The sequence below is a fragment of the Mycobacterium riyadhense genome (assembly GCF_963853645.1).
GTDB lineage: Bacteria > Actinomycetota > Actinomycetes > Mycobacteriales > Mycobacteriaceae > Mycobacterium > Mycobacterium riyadhense.
The window spans coordinates 793725-809800 of record NZ_OY970456.1 but is presented as its reverse complement, the minus strand read 5'-3'; the positions used below and the strand labels follow the sequence as shown (position 1 = coordinate 809800).

General features: G+C 63.3%; 15 protein-coding genes. 6 read left to right on the top strand and 9 right to left on the bottom strand.

All coding sequences use genetic code 11. The features are described from left to right. Window position 1: 1 nt before the first annotated feature. The 3 genes from AADZ78_RS03575 to AADZ78_RS03565 are packed head-to-tail and all read right to left on the bottom strand — an operon-like array spanning window position 2 to window position 2363. The gene (locus AADZ78_RS03575; protein ID WP_085248386.1) at window positions 2-301 is read right to left on the bottom strand and encodes a hypothetical protein; all 300 of its coding nucleotides are present in this window, start codon (window positions 299-301) and stop codon (window positions 2-4) included. A gap of 6 nt (window positions 302-307) precedes the next feature. Continuing rightward, window positions 308-1702, bottom strand: coding sequence for a dihydrolipoyl dehydrogenase (lpdA, locus tag AADZ78_RS03570; protein ID WP_085248295.1), 1395 nt, complete (start codon window positions 1700-1702; stop codon window positions 308-310). A 55-nt stretch (window positions 1703-1757) separates the two neighbouring features. Then, window positions 1758-2363 carry a TetR/AcrR family transcriptional regulator gene (locus AADZ78_RS03565; protein WP_085248293.1) on the bottom strand — a complete coding sequence of 202 codons (606 nt, stop codon included), beginning with the start codon at window positions 2361-2363 and terminating at the stop codon, window positions 1758-1760. A 178-nt stretch (window positions 2364-2541) separates the two neighbouring features. Between AADZ78_RS03565 and AADZ78_RS03560 the strand changes: the two genes are divergently transcribed. Beyond that, window positions 2542-4239 carry a helix-turn-helix domain-containing protein gene (locus tag AADZ78_RS03560; protein WP_085248291.1) on the top strand — a complete coding sequence of 566 codons (1698 nt, stop codon included), beginning with the start codon at window positions 2542-2544 and terminating at the stop codon, window positions 4237-4239. Here AADZ78_RS03560 and AADZ78_RS03555 read toward each other — a convergent pair. The 4 genes from AADZ78_RS03555 to AADZ78_RS03540 are packed head-to-tail and all read right to left on the bottom strand — an operon-like array spanning window position 4236 to window position 7111. Beyond that, the gene (locus tag AADZ78_RS03555) at window positions 4236-4784 is read right to left on the bottom strand and encodes a hypothetical protein (RefSeq protein WP_085248289.1); all 549 of its coding nucleotides are present in this window, start codon (window positions 4782-4784) and stop codon (window positions 4236-4238) included. The genes AADZ78_RS03560 and AADZ78_RS03555 overlap by 4 nt on opposite strands. After that, window positions 4777-5055: a putative holin gene (locus tag AADZ78_RS03550; RefSeq protein WP_085248384.1), complete on the bottom strand. Its 279-nt coding sequence runs from the start codon at window positions 5053-5055 to the stop codon at window positions 4777-4779. Before AADZ78_RS03550 ends, AADZ78_RS03555 begins: the two co-directional genes overlap by 8 nt. Before the next feature lie 20 nt (window positions 5056-5075). Continuing rightward, a complete protein-coding gene (locus AADZ78_RS03545) occupies window positions 5076-5588 on the bottom strand; it encodes a DUF779 domain-containing protein (RefSeq protein ID WP_085248287.1) in 513 nt (170 codons plus the stop codon). Next, entirely contained in the window at window positions 5588-7111 is a 1524-nt protein-coding gene (locus AADZ78_RS03540; protein WP_085248382.1) for an acetaldehyde dehydrogenase ExaC, read from the bottom strand. The genes AADZ78_RS03545 and AADZ78_RS03540 overlap by 1 nt, the downstream gene beginning before the upstream one ends. Before the next feature lie 65 nt (window positions 7112-7176). Here AADZ78_RS03540 and AADZ78_RS03535 point away from each other — a divergent pair, with 65 nt between their 5' ends. The 5 genes from AADZ78_RS03535 (at window position 7177) to AADZ78_RS03515 (ending at window position 12661) form a co-directional block, all read left to right on the top strand. Beyond that, window positions 7177-9513, top strand: a complete 2337-nt coding sequence (locus AADZ78_RS03535) for a prolyl oligopeptidase family serine peptidase (protein WP_239656796.1) — start codon at window positions 7177-7179, stop codon at window positions 9511-9513. Then, on the top strand, window positions 9510-10544 hold the full coding sequence (locus AADZ78_RS03530) for a YncE family protein (RefSeq protein ID WP_085248285.1): 1035 nt from the start codon (window positions 9510-9512) through the stop codon (window positions 10542-10544). Before AADZ78_RS03535 ends, AADZ78_RS03530 begins: the two co-directional genes overlap by 4 nt. 21 nt (window positions 10545-10565) lie before the next feature. Further along, a complete protein-coding gene (locus AADZ78_RS03525) occupies window positions 10566-11480 on the top strand; it encodes a crotonase/enoyl-CoA hydratase family protein (protein WP_085248282.1) in 915 nt (304 codons plus the stop codon). A 67-nt stretch (window positions 11481-11547) separates the two neighbouring features. After that, entirely contained in the window at window positions 11548-12006 is a 459-nt protein-coding gene (locus AADZ78_RS03520; RefSeq protein ID WP_085248280.1) for a DUF5078 domain-containing protein, read from the top strand. A 331-nt stretch (window positions 12007-12337) separates the two neighbouring features. Then, window positions 12338-12661: a hypothetical protein gene (locus AADZ78_RS03515; protein ID WP_085248278.1), complete on the top strand. Its 324-nt coding sequence runs from the start codon at window positions 12338-12340 to the stop codon at window positions 12659-12661. Window positions 12662-12694: 33 nt separating this feature from the next. Here the strand turns inward: AADZ78_RS03515 and AADZ78_RS03510 are convergent, their stop codons facing one another. Both AADZ78_RS03510 and AADZ78_RS03505 read right to left on the bottom strand, forming a co-directional pair. Then, on the bottom strand, window positions 12695-15631 hold the full coding sequence (locus AADZ78_RS03510) for an RND family transporter (RefSeq protein WP_085248276.1): 2937 nt from the start codon (window positions 15629-15631) through the stop codon (window positions 12695-12697). Further along, window positions 15628-16074, bottom strand: coding sequence for an MmpS family transport accessory protein (locus AADZ78_RS03505; protein ID WP_204080354.1), 447 nt, complete (start codon window positions 16072-16074; stop codon window positions 15628-15630). Before AADZ78_RS03505 ends, AADZ78_RS03510 begins: the two co-directional genes overlap by 4 nt. Window positions 16075-16076: the final 2 nt, after the last annotated feature.

Here is a 16076-nt window from a genome sequence, read left to right as displayed (position 1 = left end):
GTTAGAAATAGATCTCGGCCAGTACGGCCAACGTCAGCACCACGGGCAAGATCGGCAATCCGAACGCAAACGCCGACCACGCAAACTTGCGGCGCCAGCGCAGGCCCCAGCCCCCCACCACGGCGCAGACCGCGAGCACACCCGACAGCAGCAACACCGCCAGGCTCCATTTGCTGACCGTGGTGAGATCGTCGCCGATCGAAATGGCCACCAACCACAGGATGTAGCCGGCGGCCAAACCACCGATGCCACCCACAATGGTCTGGGGGGTCTGGGGAGTCCGGGAAGTCTGGGTGCTCATCATTGCTCAGAAGTTGATCATGTGGCCGGTCAGGCCATGGAAGCACTCCTGCAGCGCCTCGGACATCGTCGGGTGGGTGTGCACGTTGCGCGCCAATTCAGTGGCCGTGAGGTCCCACTTCTGCGCCAGCGTGAGTTCGGGCAGCAGTTCGGAGACGTCGTGGCCAACCAAATGCCCGCCCAGCAGCTCGCCGTGCTTGGCGTCGGCTACCAGCTTGACGAAGCCGCTGGGGTCACCCAGGCCATGCGCCTTGCCGTTGGCGGTGAACGGGAACTTGGCGACCACGACGTCGTAACCCTCGTCGCGGGCCTGCTGTTCGGTGAGCCCGAAGCTGGCGACCTGTGGTTGGCAGAAGGTCGCGCGCGGCAGCATGCGGTAGTCACCCAGAGCCAAAGTCTCTGCGCCGGCAATGGTTTCGGCCGCGACCACGCCTTGCGCCTCGGCAACGTGCGCCAGCATCAGCAGCCCGGTGACATCGCCGATGGCGTAGATATGGGGGACGCTGGTGCGCATGTAGTCGTTGATGCCGATGGCCTTGCGGTCGGTCAGCGCGACGCCGGCCTTGTCCAGTCCGTAGCCCTCGACGTTGGGCGCAAACCCGATGGCCTGCAATACCTTGTCGGCCGTACGCTCCTCGGATTTACCGTCCTTGCTAACGACCACGGTGACCTGCGAACCATCGTCAGAAATGGACTCCACCTTGGTTCCGGTCAGGATCTTGACGCCGAGCTTTTTGAACTGCTTCTCGATCTCCCTGGAGACCTCGGCGTCCTCATTGGGCAGTGCACGCGGCAGGAACTCCACGATGGTCACGTCGACGCCGTAGTTCTTCAGCACATAGCCGAACTCCATGCCGATCGCGCCGGCTCCGGCGATGATGATCGACTTCGGCAACTCCCGCGACAGGATCTGTTCCTCATAGGTCACGACGTTGGCCGACAGCGACGTCCCGGGCACCAGCCGGGTGCTGCTGCCGGTGGCGATGATCGCATTGTCGAACGTGACGGTTTCGGTTCCGCCGTCGTTGAGCTCAACCGACAGCGTGTTGGCGTCGGAAAACCGGCCGTAGCCGTGGATCTCGGTGATCTTGTTCTTCTTCATCAGGAAGTGCACACCGGCCACGCGACCGTCGGCCACCTTGCGGCTGCGGTCAAAGGCGACCCCGTAGTCGAACTTGGCTTCGCCGTTGATGCCGAAAGTCTTGGCGTCCTTGGTGAAGATGTGGACAAGTTCGGCGTTGCGCAACAGCGCCTTGGACGGGATGCAGCCGACGTTGAGGCAGACTCCGCCCCAATATTTGGGTTCGACGATTGCGGTGTTGAGGCCTAGCTGTGCGGCGCGAATCGCCGCGACATATCCGCCGGGACCGGCTCCGAGAACGACGACGTCATAGTGAGTCACGGCCCCCACCCTAATGGCTCCAACCGCCTAGATCGCGGGCAGGACTGGCGACTCGTTAGGTGCGGGCACGCAGGCCATCCACCACCACGTCGACGGCCAGTCGCGCCAGGTGTTGACGGGAATGGTCGGATTCGCAGGTTCCGCGCAGCTCGTCGGAAGCACTGGCCAGCCCGCCGATTCCCCATGTGGTCAAGAAGAAGTAGACCGTCTCAACCGCGCCCTCCCGGACTGCGCCGGAGGCTTGCAGCTGCGCCAGAAGTGCGGCAGAGGCCTCGCGGGTCGGACCGATGTAATGCGTGAGCATGTATTCAAACCGTGGACCAGATATTGCGGCTTCGTGCTGGATGATCCGGGCCAGCGCCGGTCGACGCAGCGTCGCTTCGGAGAATTTGACCATCAGCACGCGTAGAACCTCGAAAAGGTCCGACGGCACCTCGGCCGGCGGCACCTGTAGCGCCGCATACAGATCGGCGAAACCATGATCGACCGCGGCGTGCCAGGCCGCGTCCTTGGATTGGTAACGCCGATGGATGAGATTGTGGCTCATCCCGAGGTGTCGGCATAGCTCACGCAGACTCGTGCCCTCATAACCGAGATCGGCGAATGCGTCGAGTAGCCGGTCTAGGAGCTCTTCCTCCTCGATGAGCTTCGGGCGTGCCACTTGTCTAGGTTATTCGCGCCGTGCCCAAGCGTACGCAGCGGCCGTATCGGCATCCATGGACACAGTTGACAGCTGCCACTAATTCAATATGATGACACTTGCCAACTAACGCGTCGAGGCTGGGCCGCCGGCATCCGCCGCAGGACGCGACTGGCCGCAGCACACAGAAGGGCAGATCATGGCCGCTCCGATTACCCACTATTCCGAGCCATCGATCGATACCAACGAATTGACGATTCGGAGGCTGCTCGATGAATCACTGATGTCCGGCGCCCGCGTTGTGAGCGGCGCTGACCAGCTCGATCGCGAGTTGACATGGATTCTGCCGCTGACTGAAGTACCACCGTTGCCGAATCGACTCGAGGCGGTGGCGGTATATGCCCGCGCCGAGGCCGTGGCCGGCGGCGGCATCCTGCTTGCCTCGCTAGCCTCCCGGGGTGCGGCGGTTCTGGTGGTGGACGGGCCGATATCAGCAGAGGTTCGGCACTCGGGCCTCCCCACTGGACTGGTCGTCATCGAGATGGCCTCGCGTGTCGGCTTTGCCGCCCTTAGCCGCCTTTTCGCGACCCTGACGCTGAATCAGGAAGTGCCGGTGATGCGGTACTCGATGCACGTCCATGCGTTGCTGGCGAGGCTGTTCCATCGCGGGGCCGGCCTGGAGATTCTCATCCGTGAGGTTTGCAATCTGGCCCGCAACCCTGCGATGGTCCTCGATGCTCGCGGTCAGGTGGTTGCCCAGGCTGGACTTAACGCAAACGACAGTGAAGCGCTCACCGCCTCGGTTCGCCGCGTGCTAGCAACCGGTGTGCCCGCTGCACGCCGTTTGACCGCACAGCGCTGCCGGATTGAGCGCGTCGTTGGTGCCGGCCGCGGAGCCTGGACCTCGATCGCCCACGAAGTCAAGGTCGGCAAGGCATTCGAGGGCTGGGTAATCGTCCTCGTCCCGTATGCCATCTTGGACCCCCAGGATCTGGCCCGTCACCGTGTCCTTACCGAGCAGGCGGCTGCCGTCGTTGGCGTGGAGCTACTGCGCCAGCGCAGCGTCGTGGAAGCCGAAGAGCGGGCGCGCGATGACTTCATCCGAGCGCTGGTCCATGGCGCCTTTTTCAGTGACCACGAACTGCGGGCCCGTGCCGAGCACCACGAGATCGACCCCGATTCGACGTTCGGCGTGTTCGTTGCCCGCGGCTTGTTACCGAAAACGGTACGAAATCGGGCGGCCAGAATGCTGCGATTGGTCCGCTATGCCGCCAATATCTTCGCCGACCAGTCGGTGCGCGCCGATGCGACCGCGGTCGGCGATGTCTTGGTAGTAGTGCGTACCCTGCGCGATGCTGACGAGCCAGTGCTGAGCCACGAGATGGCGGCTTTTGCTCAATCAATGTGCAGTGCACTAGAGCTGCGCTGCGGGAAGGCCGTGGCCGTCGCCTACGGACAACCGGCGCACGGCGCCAGGGAAGTCTCCGACAGCTACCGCGACGCCCAAATCGCTTCGGACATCGCGCATCGGCTCGGCCGTACCGGCGCCACCTCCCATCAGGACCTGCGCAGCTTCACGATGCTCGCCGAAATCGCCGACTCCGAAGAAAGCCGGCAACTGATTGAGCGCTTCGTCGAGCCGTTGCGGTCGGGGCCGAATCTGCTGGAGACGTTGACCGGATACCTCGCCCGGGGCGGGAACATCACTGACGCCGCGCGCACACTCAACGTCCATCGCAACACGCTGCTGAACAAGCTCGACCGAATCTCACGCGCGATCGGTCTGGACATCCGAGAACCGGAGAACCAATTCACCGCCTGTCTTGCGATCAGGCTCGACACGCTGGCCGAGGCCAGAGCGGCAACCGACCGACAGCTCTGCTTGCCGGGCCGCTAATACGGAAGGATGCCGATCAGGCAGCGGCTCATCCGCTCGCAGAAAAAGTAGCCGTAGAGCGGCGCGGCCGCGGCGACGGAGGCGAATGGTCCCGACATCACAGCGATCGACAATGCCGTGATCAGCGGCCTGCCCTGCACCATCGAGAGCATCAAGCCACCCACGGCGCAAGCGACGACATAGACCAGGACGACGAACACCGGCGGTGTCTTGTCGATCGTGTGGTACCACCAGTAGTACAAACTGAGCCCCACCTCGGCGGCAGCGAACCAAACGCCGAGGATCACCAGGACTAACTTCCACCATTTCAGGTAGAGGTACCGGCCCGGAACGACAACCGGTGCGGCCGGCTCTGCCGCTGCCGCTTCCCCGATGTCCGAATCCTCCGCCGGAGTCGCGGCCGTCGACGACCTGTGCGGCTTCTCGGCATTTTCGAGGTCGGCCAACGAAGCCAGCGGTTGCGAACCCGTGTCATCGAAATCCGGTACGAACGGCTCCGTCCCCGGGCTTGATTCACGGTCTTTGTCAGCGTCTCCGTCAGCCACCCGACACCACCTGGATCGCGACGAGCACACCCAACCAACCCGGCGCCAACGCAAGAATGAACGCACCCACCGTCGTCACCCAGCGACGCCCGGACAACAGGATCACCAACAGCCCAATCACGCTGGGAATCCCGACCACCAGCGCGATGACCACGTCCGGGCGGACCCGGGCATGAACCAGCACGGTGGCCGCCACTCCCGCGAGCGCGCCTACTGCGTTACCCACCAGCATGGCGCTGGTCAACAGCCATGATCGTGGAAGCGGGATCACGGTGTACGACCTTACTGCGGTTATGGCCCGGTCGCCCCGCACACTCCCGGCGCCGGCGTTTTATCGTCGAGATCGACGACAAAACCCCGAGTCGACGGCCGTTCGCCACGCTCGAAAGCCGCGCCGGTAATCACCGGTACGGCCCGTAGCAGCTCTTGCTCGGCCTCGGTGAACACCCGACCGCGACTGAGGAACCGCACGCCCTCGGGGGCTTCCAGACTGAACCCACCGCCGCGGCCCGGCACCACGTCGATAATCAGCTGAGTGTGCTGCGCTCCCCGATAGTGGGCCTGGTACTGCGGACCGGAGATCCACACCGGAACCCCCTCTCCCACGTCGAGAACGCCGAGCAAGACGTCGCGGTCACCGACGACGAAGTCCGCACGCGGGTAGCACATCGGCGACGAACCGTCGCAGCAGCCGCCGGACTGGTGGAACATCACCGGCCCATGGCGGTCCTGCAGTCGGGTCAGCAATTTGGCGGCGGCAGCAGTCATCACCACGCCCGCAGGAGCGCTCGGCGTCGCGCTCATTAGAACAACCCGACCGCCCTATCGGCGTAGGACACCATCAGGTTCTTGGTCTGCTGGTAGTGGTCAAGTGCCATCTTGTGGGTCTCGCGGCCGAAACCGGATTGCTTGTAGCCGCCGAACGCCGCGTGCGGCGGATAGACGTGGTAACAGTTGACCCACACCCGACCGGCCTTGATGTCACGACCCGCCCGGTAGGCGGTGTTGCCGTCCCGGCTCCACACACCCGCACCCAGACCGTAGAGCGTGTCGTTGGCAATGCCCATCGCGTCGTCGTAGTTGGCGAAGGGCGTCACCGCGACGACCGGACCGAAGATCTCCTCCTGGAAGATCCGCATCTTGTTGTTCCCGGTGAAGATCGTCGGCTGCACGTAGTAGCCGCCGGACAGGTCGCCGCCGAGTTCGGCGCGCTCGCCGCCGGTAATGATCTTGGCGCCCTCGTCCTTGCCGATCTCGATGTAGGACAAGATCTTTTCCAGCTGGTCGTTGGAAGCCTGGGAACCCAGCATGGTCTGTGTGTCCAGCGGATCACCCTGCCGGACGGCCTTGGTTCGGATCGTAGCCAGCTCCAGGAACTCGTCATGGATATCCGCTTGGATCAGGCTGCGCGACGGGCAGGTGCAGACCTCGCCCTGGTTGAGGGCGAACATCGTGAACCCTTCCAGCGCCTTGTCCTGGAAGTCGTCATTGGCCGCCATCACGTCGGAGAAGAAGATGTTGGGGCTCTTGCCGCCGAGTTCCAGGGTGACCGGGATCAGGTTCTGCGAGGCGTACTGCATGATCAGTCGCCCGGTGGTGGTCTCCCCGGTGAACGCGACCTTGGCGATCCGGTCGCTGGATGCCAGCGGCTTGCCGGCCTCGACCCCGAATCCATTGACGACGTTGACCACGCCGGGCGGAATCACATCGCCGATCAGCGACATCAGGTACAGCACCGACGCCGGGGTCTGCTCGGCGGGCTTAAGCACCACGGTGTTGCCGGCGGCCAATGCCGGCGCCAGTTTCCAGGCGCCCATCAGGATGGGGAAGTTCCACGGAATGATCTGCCCCACTACCCCGAGCGGCTCGTGGAAGTGATAGGCAACGGTGTTCTCGTCGATCTGCGACAACGAACCCTCCTGGGCCCGGATCGCCGCGGCGAAATATCGGAAATTGTCGGCCGCCAGTGGGATGTCGGCGGCCAGCGCCTCGCGGATCGGTTTGCCGTTGTCCCAGACTTCGGCGACTGCGAGCGCGTCCCTGTTGGCCTCGATGCGGTCGGCGATCTTGTTCAGGATCGCGGCGCGCTCGGCCGGTGCGGTCTTCCCCCACCCGGGCGCGGCCGCGTGTGCGGCGTCCAGCGCCTTGTCGACGTCGGCTTCGTCGGAGCGTGGTATCTCGCAGAACGGTTGGCCGGTGACCGGCGTCTGGTTCTCGAAGTAGCGGCCGTGAGCGGGAGCGACCCACTCGCCGCCGATGAAATTCTCGTACCGGGATTCATAGGACATCAGCGCCCCGTCGGAACCGGGACGTGTAAAGACAGGCATCTTTTCGGCTCCTCGCTCGATCATGTAATACAACTCACACTACCGCCGGGGCCAGAATGGCTTCCATGACATCTGAGGCTGTGTCCGCCGTCACGACCGACCCGTACTTATGGCTCGAGGACGTCACCGGTGCGGAGGCACTGGATTGGGTACGCGCGCGCAACGAGCCGACACTAGCGGAGTTTTGCAGCGGTAAGTTCGAGGCGGAGTTCGAGCGGATGCGCGCTCAGGCGCTCGAAGTGCTCGACACCGATGCCCGCATCCCGTATGTGGTCCGTCGCGGCGAGTACCTCTACAACTTTTGGCGCGATGCTGCCAACCCTCGCGGCCTGTGGCGGCGCACCACGCTGGAGAGCTACCGCACCGATTCTCCCGAGTGGGACGTACTGATCGACGTCGATGAATTGGGTCGCGCCGACGATCAGAAGTGGGTGTGGGCCGGCGCCGGAGTCATCGAGCCCGATCACACCCGCGCCCTGGTCGCGCTATCCCCGGGCGGCTCGGATGCGTGCGTCGTGCGCGAATTCGACATGCTGACTCGCCAATTCGTCGACGGCGGGTTCCAGTTGCCCGAAGCCAAATCGCAGGTCAGCTGGGAAGATGCCGACACGGTGCTGGTGGGCACCGATTTCGGGCCCGACTCGCTCACCGAGTCCGGTTACCCGCGGATCATCAAACGCTGGCACCGGGGCACGCCGCTGGCGGACGCGCAGACGATTTTCGAAGGCACACCCGCCGACGTCCGCGTCGGCGCGTCCGTGGATCGGACGCCCGGCTACGAACGCACCCTGTTGGTGCGAGCTCTGGACTTCTGGAACGACGAGGTCTACGAACTGCGCGGCTCGGAACTGATCCGTATCGATGCGCCCACCGACGCGAATGTGTCGATTCACCGCGACTGGCTATTGATCGAGCCGCGCACCGACTGGACCCGCGGCACCACCACATACACCGCCGGATCGTTGCTGGCCGCCAACTATGACGAATTCCTCGCTGGCACAGCGGAATTGCAGGTGGTGTTCGCCCCCGACGAGCGCACCTCGCTCAACCACTACGCGTGGACCCGAGATCGCCTGCTGATCGTCACGCTGGCCGACGTCGCCAGCCGCGTCGAGATCGTCACGCCGGGTTGTTTGGGCGACGACCCGCTGCGCCCGGCTTCGCCGCGCTTGCGACCGTCACCGGGTCGTTTGGGCGACGACCCGCTGCACCCGGCTTCGCCGCGCTTGCGATCGTCACCGGGTCGTTTGGGCGACGACCCGCTGCGCCCGGCTTCGCCGCGCTTGCGATCGTCGCCGGGTTGTCTGGGCGACGACCCGCTGCACCCGGCTTCGCCGCGCTTGCGATCGTCACCGGGTTGTTTGGGCGACGACCCGCTGCACCCGGCTTCGCCGCGCTTGCGATCGTCACCGGGCAGCTGGCGGCGCGAACCGCTCGCCGGCATCCCGCCCGCAACCAACACCGTGATCGTCGCCGCCGATGACAAGAGCGACGAATTCTTCCTTGACTCAAGCGGATTCACCTCACCCTCCCGGTTAATGCGCGGTACCGGCCCCGCCGAACCAGTGCAGATCAAGTCCGCACCTGCCTTTTTCGATGCCGAAAACGTGGCGGTGGCACAGCATTTCGTGACGTCGTCGGACGGCACGTCAATCCCGTATTTCGTGGTGCGGCCCGAGGGGGCCCATAGCCCTGGCGAGCCGAGGCCCACCCTGCTGTATGGCTACGGCGGATTCGAGACGTCCAACACGCCGAGTTACAGCGGTGTGTTGGGCAGGCTATGGCTGGCCCGCGGCGGCACCTATGTGCTGGCCAACATCCGCGGTGGCGGCGAGTACGGACCCGGCTGGCACACCCAGGCGATGCGTGAAGGCCGGCACAAGGTGGCCGAGGACTTCGTCGCGGTGGCCGACGACCTGGTGGACCGGGGCATCACCAGCGTCGCACAGCTCGGCGCGCAGGGCGGCAGCAACGGCGGGCTGTTGATGGGGATCATGCTGACCAAATACCCGGAGAAATTCGGAGCACTGGTCTGCAGTGTCCCGCTGCTGGACATGAAGCGCTACCACCTCCTCCTGGCCGGTGCCTCCTGGATGGCCGAATATGGTGACCCCGACAATCCGGACGACTGGGCATTTATCTCCGAATACTCGCCATACCAAAACATTTCGGCCGATCGGAGGTATCCGCCAATACTCATAACAACCTCCACCCGCGACGATCGGGTGCATCCGGGCCACGCCCGCAAGATGACGGCGGCGCTACAAGCCGCGGGCCATCGCGTCTGGTACTACGAGAACATTGAAGGCGGGCACGGCGGCGCGGCCGACAACGAACAACTCGCGTTCAAATCGGCGCTGACCTACTCGTTCCTGCACCGGATGTTGGCGCCGCAGCGATGAACCGGCGCGATCACCTGAAGCTTGCGATTGCCCTCGCCGCGATTGCGCTGGTCGGTTGCGGCCATCAGAACGGCGACAAGGGCGCAAGAGCATTGCCCCCGGCGGCCGAACCGCAGTTCGCGTCGCCGCCGACCATCACCCCGTCCGGGCGCATGGTTGGGGTCGGCACCTACCCGGAAGGCATTGCCGTCGACCCAGTAACCCGCACCGCCGCGATCGCCACGCGCTACCCCAACGAAGTGGTACTGATCAATATCGACTCGGCAGCCATAACCGCCCGAGTTCCGCTACCCGGGACCGCTCGCCACCTCAAGCTGGCCGCGCCGGGCGGCCCGATCCTGGTTCCGGTGGAAACCGCCAACGCCCTGGTGCGGGTGGAATTGACGCGGGGACCAGACGGAAAAGCCTTGCCGCCCATTCCAACTGGCAACTCCCCACACGACGCCGCGGCGGCGTCCAACGGAACCGTCTTCGTCACCAACGAACACGACGGCACGGTGAGCGTGCTGCGCGGCGACCAGACGGTGAAGGTCTTCAAAGACAGCGTCCAACCTGCCGGGGTGGCAGCGTTCGGCAACACCGTGGGCGTGGTCGATGCGCGCAACAACACCTTGACGGTGTACGACGCCGAGAAGCTGACCGTCGTCGGCTCGACCCCGGCCGGCGCCGGCCCCACCCACGTGGTCGCCGACCGGCAAGGCCGAATGATCGTCAGCGACACCCGCGGCGACACCGTCAGGGTGTTCAATCCGCTACCGACGCCACGCGAGATCGGCAGCGCAGCACAGCCGGGCGGTCCGTATGGAATGGCCTACGACCCAACTCGCGAGCGCTTGTGGGTCGCCTCCTCGGGGACCAACGACGTAATCGGCTACAGCCTCGCCGAGCAGACCCCTCAACAAGTCGCCCGGATTCCCAGCGTGCAAAACGCCTACTCGCTGGGTGTGGATTCGGTGACCGGGCGGCTCTTCATCGCCGGCGTCACCGGTGGCGTTGTCCAAGTCATCGACCCCGGCGCAACGGGTGAATAGGCGCGGATATCGTCGCTGAACATGCTGACATCCGACTTCGAGACGCTGCTGTACACGACCGCCGGTCCGGTCGCCACGATCACGCTCAACCGCCCCGAACACCTCAATACGATCGTGCCGCCCATGCCCGACGAGATCGAGGCCGCAGTTGGGCTTGCCGAGCGGGACCAACACATCAAGGTCATCGTGCTACGTGGCGCCGGCCGCGCCTTCTCCGGCGGCTACGACTTCGGCGGCGGCTTTCAGCACTGGGGTGAATCCATGCTGACCGACGGAAAGTGGGATCCGGGCAAGGATTTCGCCATGGTGTCTGCCCGCGAGACCGGGCCGACACAAAAGTTTATGGCCATCTGGCGGGCATCGAAACCGGTGATCGCACAAGTACACGGCTGGTGTGTCGGCGGAGCCAGCGACTACGCGCTGTGCGCCGACATCGTGATCGCCAGCAACGACGCCGTGATCGGAACCCCGTATAGCCGCATGTGGGGTGCCTACCTGACCGGGATGTGGCTCTACCGACTGAGCCTTGCCAAGGTCAAATGGCACTCACTGACGGGCCGCCCGCTGACCGGGGTTCAGGCCGCCGAGGTCGAGCTGATCAACGAGGCGGTCCCGTTCGAGCGACTCGAGGCTCGCGTCGCCGAGATCGCCGCCGAACTGGCGCAGATCCCGTTGTCGCAACTGCAGGCACAGAAGCTGATCGTGAACCAGGCCTACGAGAATATGGGCCTGGCATCCACTCAGGTCCTGGGCGGCATTCTTGACGGCCTGATGCGGAATACGCCAGACGCACTCGAGTTCATCCAGACCGCACAAACCCAGGGTGTGCGGGCTGCCGTTGAGCGCCGCGACGGCCCGTTTGGCGACTACAGCCAGGCTCCGCCAGAACTTCGACCTGACCCCGCACACGTGATTGTTCCTGGTGAAGACGGCTAGTAAGGTGGGCTAGGAATCTCGCTCCGGAGATCGTCGCCCCAGTGTTGAAAGTGTTACGGTACTGAATATGTCTCGGCCGAACCTCCGCCTGCGCGCAGGCGCCGCCTTCCTCGCATTTTTTGCCGCCTTCGCGGTCGCCGCGGCGACCTTCCCGAAGACGGCCGCCGCCGATTCCACCGAGGACTTCCCGATTCCCCGTAGGATGATCTCAACCACCTGCGACGCCGAACAGATCCTGGCGGCAACCAGGGACACCAGCCCGGTCTACTACCAGCGCTACATGATCGACTACAACAACCACCCCAACGTTCAAGTGGCAACCCAAGACAAGGCCCACTGGTTCTTCTCGCTATCACCCGCCGACCGCCGGGACTACTCCGAACACTTCTACAACGGTGATCCGCTGTGGTTCGCATGGCCCAACCACATGAAGATCTTTTTCAATAACAAGGGCGTCGTCGCCAAGTCCACCGAGGTCTGCAACAACTACCCCGCCGGCAACATGTCGGTGTGGGACTGGGCGTAAGTCACTTATTGAAGTAGTCACGATTTGTCCGCCGATCGGGGAACAAATCGTTTCCATCCAATCGTTGGCTACCCAGCAGCATTGATTCCGCTACGCCGCCGCGGAATAGTGACACTTATCAATACACAGCGTTTCTCTTGACTCGCTGCTAGGACCGGGACGCAGGCTATGCACAACACAGCAGTTGGTTCCCAAACAACCGCAAGCTGCGCGCTGGGAATCCTTGCCACGGCCGGGCACGGGTAACCATAATGAATCCCCGACTAGCTGAGCATCGAGTGGGCGCGAGCGTGTCGGGTACGACTGTGGTCGGGAAGTCGGAGGTTCTGGCATGAGCCAAACAACTGGCAACGAGATCCCGGACATGCTGGCGGCCCTCGACTGGCGCGAGATCACTTGCCAGTCCGAAGCCGGCTGCACTAACCGAGCCAATTTCGTCGTTCACCTGCACGCTGTGGACGCATGCAACCATCCACAGCTCGACCCATTCGGGAACACCATCGAGATACTGTGCATTGCCTGCCTGTGGCGCGCCGAGGCCGAGGCCCTGCTACAGGTGGGCCGCCTCAGGCGCCACTCCAACGCAACCTGTCTGACGTGCGGTGCGCCATTGACTGAGCTCAGCGACATCATGCGCGAAGTCGTGGCCTTGTAGGTCGCCCGCTAAGGCCGTCTGGCCCTCGAACCATTAGTAGTGCGGAGTCGCGACCGGAACCCGGTCGGCGTTCGCCGCCTCCCCTGCGCCGTCGTCCTTGGGAAGCAACAGGGCACGAACCAACGGGCGCGGTCCGAACGGCCGTAGTAGCTGACTGGCGGGGCGCGTGCGTACTTGCTGCGGCCACCAGAACCACCGCCCCATCAGCGCGGCGATAGACGGCATCATGAACGAGCGCACGATCAGCGTGTCGAACAACAGACCCAAGCCGATCGTGGTGCCGACCTGCCCGATGACCTTCAAGTCGCTGAAGATGAACGAGGCCATGGTGGCGGCGAAGACCAAGCCAGCGTTCGTCACCACGGCGCCGGTGCCGGCCATCGACCGGATTATCCCGGTCTTCAATCCGGCATGAATTTCCTCTTTGAATCGGGAAACCAGCAGCAGGTTGTAGTCAGATCCCACCGCCAAAAGCAGAATGACGGACATCGCCAGCACCATCCAGTGCAATTCGAAGCCCAAAATATGCTGCCAGACCAACACAGAAAGCCCGAACGATGCACCGAGCGAAAGCAATACCGTGCCCACAATGGTGATAGCGGCAACCAGGCTTCGGGTGATGATCAGCATGATGATCAGAATCAAGCTGGCCGCGGCTATTCCCGCGATCATCAGGTCATATTTGGAACCATCGCGCATATCCTTATACACCGCAGCGGTGCCGCCAAGCCAGATATGAGCGCCCTCCACCGGGGTTCCCTTGATGGCTTCCTTCGCGGCCCTCATTATCGGATCGACGTGCGAAATCCCTTCGGGGGTCGCCGGATCGCCCTCGTGGGAGATGATAAAGCGAGCGGCATGCCCGTCCGGCGACACGAACATTTTCAGGCCCCGCTTGAAATCAGGATTGTCGAATACTTCCGGCGGAATATAGAAAGAATCGTCGTTCTTGGCGGCGTCGAATGCCTGACCCATGGCGGTCGAGTTTTGGCTCATCACGTCCATCTGGTCATACAGCGAGGACATGGAGCTGTGCATGGACAACATCATCGTCTTCATCGTCTTCATCGTGTCGATCTGCGGCGGGAGCTGGGCCAGCATCTGCGGCATCAGCACATCCAGCTTGTCCAATTGGCCGGAGAGTTGCGTGATCTTTTCGGTGAGCTGGTCCAAGCCGTCAAGTGCGTCGAATATGGACCGCAGCGACCAGCAGATGGGGATGTCGAAACAGTGCCTCTCCCAGTAGAAGTAGCTGCGAATCGGGCGCCAGAAGTCGTCGAAATCGGCGATGTGATCGCGTAGTTCACTCGTAATTCCCACCATCTCGCGCGTCAACAGGTCCATGTTGTGTGTGACCGCGACGGTTTGCGACATGATGTCGTACATCCGCTGCATGGTGTCGATCGACTGCTGCATGGCGTCGGCCTGTTTAAGCATGTCGTCCATGCGTTGGTGCATATACTGCTGGTTCTCCACCTGCGTGGTGTTTTGCATGCTGATCTGGAACGGTATGGAGGTGTGCTCGATCGGCGTTCCCAACGGCCTCGTTATTGCCTGCACCCGCGCCACACCCGGGATGTGAAAAACGCCCCTGGCAATCCTGTCCAATACCAGCATGCCGGCCGGATTACGTAGATCATGATCGGTCTCCACCAATAACAATTCCGGGTTCATCCGGGCTTGTGAAAAGTGGCGATCGGCGGCCGCATACCCGATATTCGCCGGCGTGCTGGGTGGCAGATACTTGCGGCTGTCGTAATTGGTCCGGTAACCCGGCAGCGCGAGCAGCCCGATCAGGGCGATCGCAATCGAGACGGCCAGAATCGGCCCGGGCCAGCGGACGATCGCGGTGCCCACCCGTCGCCATCCCCGCGTCCGCATCTTCCGTTTAGGGTCGAACAGCTTGAAGCGACTGCCGATGGTCAACACGGCCGGGCCCAGGGTGATCGCCGCCGCCACGGCGACCAGCATTCCTACGGCGCACGGCACACCGAGCGTCTGAAAGTAGGGCAGCCGCGTGAAGCTGAGGCAGTACATGGCGCCGGCAATGGTCAGACCCGAACCGATCACTACGTGCGCGGTCCCGTGGAACATGGTGTAGAACGCTTTTTCCCGGTCCTCACCGAGCCCGCGGGCCTCTTGATATCGCCCGAGGACAAAGATCGCATAGTCCGTCCCGGCAGCGATGGCCATCAATACCAGCAGATTAACCGCGAAGGTTGATAATCCGATGATGTTGTTATGGCCCAGGAAAGCGACAACCCCCCGGGCCGCCATTAACTCAAGTGCGACCATCAGCAGGGTGAGAATCACCGTAACCATGGAGCGATAGACAAACAGCAACATCACGATGATCACCAGGAAGGTGATCGCGGTGACCTTCTGAACACCCTTCTCACCGGCTGTCGACTGGTCGGCATTGAGCGCGGCCGCGCCGGTGACATACGCCTTAACACCGGGCGGCGCCGGTGTCCCGTCCACGATCTTGCGCACCGACTGGACGGACTCGTTGGCCAACGTCTCGCCCTGGTTACCGGCGAGGTAGACCTGGACATAGGCGGCCTTGCCGTCGGAGCTTTGCGATCCGGCCGCCGTGAGTGGATCCCCCCAGAAGTCCTGGATGTGCTGCACGTGCTTGGCGTCCCGGGAGAGCTTCCTGATCAGCTCGTCATAAAAGTGATGCGCGTCGTCGCCCAGCGGTTGATCGCCTTCCAGCACGATCATGATCGCGCTGTCGGTACTGAATTCGTTGAACACCTTGCCGACGCGCTTCATCGCCTGCATCGACTCCGCGTCGTTGGGACTCATCGACACGGTGTGGTCTCTTCCGACCTGGTCCAGCGACGGGACGAACACGGTGAGGACGACGACAAGTCCCACCCAGAACAACACGATCGGCACCGCGAACGTGTGCACAAACCGCGCGAATTTCGGGCTCGTCGGAAGCTGTGCGGTCGAGTTGACTGTCATCCGGACTTCACTATGCAGAAGGTTTGAGCTTTCACTCCGCTCGCCGACCTTTCGTCTTTGACTACGTCGTTCACGATGATCCGGCAGCCGACCTGGTCGGCGTCGACCTGCGCTATCACGTTGACGCTCACCGAGGGCAGTGTCGTGGTGACCGACAGCGTCCACGGCAGGGGCGCATTGCTCACTCGCTGAGGCTGGGCGTTGATGTCCAGGTAGTTGATGTTGGCTATCGCCCCGGCGGGGCCGTATACCTCATAAACCACGTGCTTGGGGTTGAAGGGCTTGATGTCATCGGCAATGCCGCTGGTGATCTGGCCCCTGTCGTGCACACCGAAGAAGGTGCGCAGCCGAGACACGCAGAACCCGGCCACCGCCACGACGATTGCGATGACCAGCACGATCCACACCCGCCTCAGGGCGCTGGCAACCGACAACTTCGCCACTC